Raw genomic sequence first — 4,134 nt, forward strand, 5'->3', positions numbered from 1 at the left:
TACCCCCGCCCGTGGCGCCCTCGGCGGTCCCCGCGATGGCGTATCCTTCCGAACGTGCGCGTAACTTTCTCGCATTAGGTTGCAAGGGGGAGGGGAATGGGTCCCCTCCGGTTGCGCGGCACGGAAGGGGTCTCACACCAAACCGGAAGGAACCGACATGACTGACCTTTCTCGCCGTAATTTCCTCAAGCTATCCGGCCTCTCGACGCTGACCGTCGCGGGCGCCACGTTCCTCACCGGCTGCGGCCCCGCCGCACAGAGCTCCGACGCCAAGTCGGACGCCAAGGCCGATTCCTCCGCCTCCGGCTCCAAGGACGCCGGCAAGCTCGGCGACGGCAAGACCCTGCGCGTCGGCATGGAGGCCGCCTACGCCCCCTACAACTGGCAGGAGTCCAAGGAGTCCGACACCACCATCCCCATCGAGAACGTCTCGGGCGCCTACGCCGACGGCTACGATGTCCAGATCGCAAAGAAGATCGCCGAGGCCCTCGGCATGGAGGCCGTTGCGGTAAAGATGGAGTTCGGCGCCCTCGTCGACGCCCTGTCCAACGGCCAGATCGACATCATCTGCGCCGGCATGTCCGTGACGCCCGAGCGCGCCCAGTCCGCCGACTTCACCGACTCCTACATCGACGACGAGGTCGTCATCGTGGTCAAGAAGGACTCCAAGTACGCCGGCGCCTCGAAGCTCTCCGACTTCACTGGCGCCACCGTCCTCGGCCAGAAGGACACCTTCTACGACGACCTGATCGACGAGATCCCCCAGGTCAACCACCTGACCCCGGTCGCCACCGTGCCGCTGGTCGTCGACGGCATCGAGAACGGCACCTGCGACGCCATCACCTTCTCGTCGATGTCCCTGCCCAAGCTCCTCAACAGCTACCCCGACCTCATGAAGGTCGAGCTCGAGGACGGCCAGGGCTTCTCGGACCCCTCCAACCCGGACAACGCGGCCATCGCCAAGGGCCAGGACGCCATGCTCGCCAAGCTCAACGAGATCATCGGCGGCATCTCGCAGGAGGATCGCCTCAACATCTGGCAGGACTGCATGGACCGTCAGCCGGAGTAGGCTCACAATCAAATCAGCGTTTCTCGGGGCAGGGAGCACATCCCTGCCCTTTCGGCAATTCGGACTAAGGAACTAAGGATTCATATGGCATCTGCACCCGCCCGCTTGGCGAAGTTCGTGAAGGAGGACCACCGGTACGTGCTCCTGGGCACGTCGGCCGTCGCCTTCGTCGGCATGCTGCTCTCGAGCTCGCCCCGTCCCGCGATGAGCTTCCTGGCTAACGCCTTCACGGTCGAGCTCGTCATGTATTACCTGCTTGTGGCCTGGCTCGTGGTCTCGGCCGTGGGGCTCGTCCTCAAGCTCACCCACTGGAAGACCTACGCGCAGGAGTCCCCGCTCGCCAAGCCCGCCGCCGCGACCGCGCTGCGCGTCGCGAGCTACGTGGTCTGGGCCTGCACGGTGATCCTCTTCGTCGACCGCGCCGTCATGGGCTTCGCCTCCGCTTGGGCCGCCGCAGCCGCGGCGACCTCGATGCCGGACGACATGCTCACCCAGATCCTCTATATGTTCCAGCAGGGCAAGGACACCTACCTCACGGGCGCCCTCACCACCATCGAGCTGGCCGTCTTCGGCACGATCATCGCGTTTTTCCTGGCGCTTCTCCTCGCCGCCGTCCGCATTCTCGAGATCGACCGCTCCGACAACGACGCCATCCGCTTCCTCAAGAAGGTCGGCGTCGGTTTCGCGAAGGTCTACTCCACCGTGGTCCGCGGCACCCCGATGCTCGTCCAGGGCGTCATCGTCTACTACCTGGGCTTCAACATCGTGAGCGGCTTCGGCCTCTCGATCACCGAGGTCAACGCACTTTGGACGCGCTTCATCGCCGGCCTCGTGGTCATCTCGCTCAACTCGACCGCCTACATGATGGAGGTCCTGCGCGGCGGCATCGAGTCCGTCGACAAGGGCCAGATGGAGGCCGCGCGCTCGCTCGGTCTCTCGCAGTGGCAGGCCATGCTCAAGGTCGTTTTCCCGCAGGGCATCAAGTACGCGATCCCCGGCCTTTCCAACGAGCTCGTCATCAACATCAAGGATTCGTCGGTTCTCTCGGTCATCGGCGTGTTTGACCTTGCGTTCGCCGCGAGCACCGTTGCCGGCATCTACTACAAGCAGCTCAACGCCTACCTCGTCATCGCCGTGTTCTACCTGATCATGACGGCGTTCGCGTCGTGGCTTCTGGGCAAGCTCGCGGCCCGCCTCGACGTCAAGGCCGAGCCCGTGGGCAGCACGTCCGACGCGCCCGTTGCAAAGAAGGCGGAGGCATAACCATGGCTAACGAGAAGTACGCGAAGATCGCCGCGGCCGTCGCGGGCCAGTCCTACGAGGCTCCCGCCGAGGCCGCGCCCGTGGCCGGTGCCGCTGGCACCGCCGCAACCGCTGCCGCGACCGCCGGCGCCGAGCCCGTCATCCGCGTCGAGGGCCTGCGCAAGTCCTTCGGCGACCTCGAGGTCCTGCGCAACATCGACCTTTCGGTCATGCCCGGCCAGGTCGTGACCATCATCGGCGCCTCGGGCTCCGGCAAGTCGACCCTGCTGCGCTGCCTGAACCTGCTCGAGACCCCCGACGCCGGCCACGTGTGGTTCCGCGGCGCCGACCTCGCCGCCGACCACGTCGACGTGAACAAGCTGCGCGAGAAGATCGGCATGGTTTTCCAGGGCTTCAACCTGTTCAACAACATGAACGTCCTGGACAACTGCACCCTCGCGCCCGTCACGCTCAAAAAGATGTCCAAGGCGGAGGCCGAGGACGTCGCCCGCAAGCACCTCGCCGAGGTCGGCCTCTCCGACTTCGTGACGGCCGACGTCACGCGCCTCTCGGGCGGCCAGAAGCAGCGCGTCGCCATCGCGCGCGCCCTGTGCATGCAGCCTGACCTCATGCTCTTCGACGAGCCGACCTCCGCGCTCGACCCCGAGATCTCCGGCGAGGTCCTGAACGTCATGCGCGACCTCGCGTCCGACGGCATGACGATGGTCGTCGTCACCCACGAGATGGAGTTCGCGAAGAACGTCTCCGACGAGCTCGTCTTCATGGACAAGGGCGTCATCGCCGAGAAGGGCGACCCGCACAAGATGTTCTCCAACCCCGAGCATCCCCGCACCCGCGAGTTCCTCGCCCGCTACCTCGACTAATGACGAAAAGGGACAGTCCCTTTTCGTCATTTCAGTTCCCTTGATAGCCGGTGCCCGTCGCCGGGTATATTCCTCCTCACCTATATCGACGGGGTGGGGAGGCGTTTTTTATGCCGAGAATTGCGCGCACGAAAGCCGAGTCGGGGTTCTACCACGTGATCGCCAAGGGCAGCGGCGGTCAGAACTTGTTCGAATGCGATGAGGACTACCTCGCGTTCTTGTCATACCTGTCGAAGAACTGCGAGAAGCTCAGCGCGCTCGTTCGCGCATATTGCCTCATGACCAACCACGTCCATCTGCTGCTGGAAGACCACGACGATCGCCTGAGCGAGGTCATGAAGGCGACCATCACGAGCTATGCCCTGCGCTTCAATAGCCGTGCTGGCCACATCGGGCATGTCTTCCAGCAGCGCTTTAAGAGCCAGCCTATCGAGGATGAGGGCTATCTGCTCCAGGCGGTCCGCTACATCCACAACAACCCCGCGAAGGCCGGGGTTTGCCCTGCGAGCGAGTATCGTTGGAGCAGCTTCCATGAGTACGCGTCCGGCGTCTCCGCGGTCGCGGACACCTCGCTCATCCTCGACATGTGCGGCGGCGTCGACGGGTTTCTTGACTTCAGCGCTGTCGCGGAGGACGGCGGCTACCGGTTCGCCCAGCGTTCGCGCATCTCTGAGGCGCAGGCGCGCGAGGTCGCGGGGCAGATCCTTGGGAAAATTGCCCCGGCAGACGTCAAAACCCTGGGGCGGGAGAGCCGCGATGCGCTACTCTTTGACCTAAAAGACGCCGGTCTTTCGGCCAGGCAGATCAGCCGCCTGACCGGAATCGGCCAAAACACAATCGCCCGGGCCCGATGACGAAAAGGGACAGTCCCTTTTCGTCATCCCGCCCAAAATGACGAAAAGGGACTGTCCCTTTTCGTCATCGAGGAGGTAAGAGATG

General features: G+C 64.2%; 4 protein-coding genes. All 4 read left to right on the forward strand.

Going from position 1 to position 4,134, the window contains the following annotated elements:
• Nucleotides 1–157 precede the first annotated feature (157 nt).
• Nucleotides 158–1,069 carry a transporter substrate-binding domain-containing protein gene (locus ACT84W_RS08280; RefSeq protein WP_432291331.1) on the forward strand — a complete coding sequence of 304 codons (912 nt, stop codon included), beginning with the start codon at nt 158–160 and terminating at the stop codon, nt 1,067–1,069.
• An 84-nt stretch (nt 1,070–1,153) separates the two neighbouring features.
• Nucleotides 1,154–2,332, forward strand: a complete 1,179-nt coding sequence (locus ACT84W_RS08285) for an amino acid ABC transporter permease (RefSeq protein WP_432291332.1) — start codon at nt 1,154–1,156, stop codon at nt 2,330–2,332.
• Between the two features lie 2 nt (nt 2,333–2,334).
• Nucleotides 2,335–3,195 carry an amino acid ABC transporter ATP-binding protein gene (locus ACT84W_RS08290; RefSeq protein WP_444328862.1) on the forward strand — a complete coding sequence of 287 codons (861 nt, stop codon included), beginning with the start codon at nt 2,335–2,337 and terminating at the stop codon, nt 3,193–3,195.
• A 155-nt stretch (nt 3,196–3,350) separates the two neighbouring features.
• Nucleotides 3,351–4,049: a transposase gene (locus tag ACT84W_RS08295; protein ID WP_444328863.1), complete on the forward strand. Its 699-nt coding sequence runs from the start codon at nt 3,351–3,353 to the stop codon at nt 4,047–4,049.
• Nucleotides 4,050–4,134: the final 85 nt, after the last annotated feature.

The sequence above is a fragment of the Paratractidigestivibacter sp. genome, assembly GCF_052362415.1.
Taxonomy (GTDB): Bacteria; Actinomycetota; Coriobacteriia; order Coriobacteriales; family Atopobiaceae; genus Paratractidigestivibacter.

Excerpts from the sequence above, each read along its gene's own strand:
- ACT84W_RS08290 (WP_444328862.1), top strand. The coding sequence starts at position 2,335 with ATGGCTAACGAGAAGTACGCGAAGATCGCCGCGGCCGTCGCGGGCCAG.
- ACT84W_RS08285 (WP_432291332.1), top strand. The coding sequence starts at position 1,154 with ATGGCATCTGCACCCGCCCGCTTGGCGAAGTTCGTGAAGGAGGACCAC.
- ACT84W_RS08280 (WP_432291331.1), top strand. The coding sequence starts at position 158 with ATGACTGACCTTTCTCGCCGTAATTTCCTCAAGCTATCCGGCCTCTCG.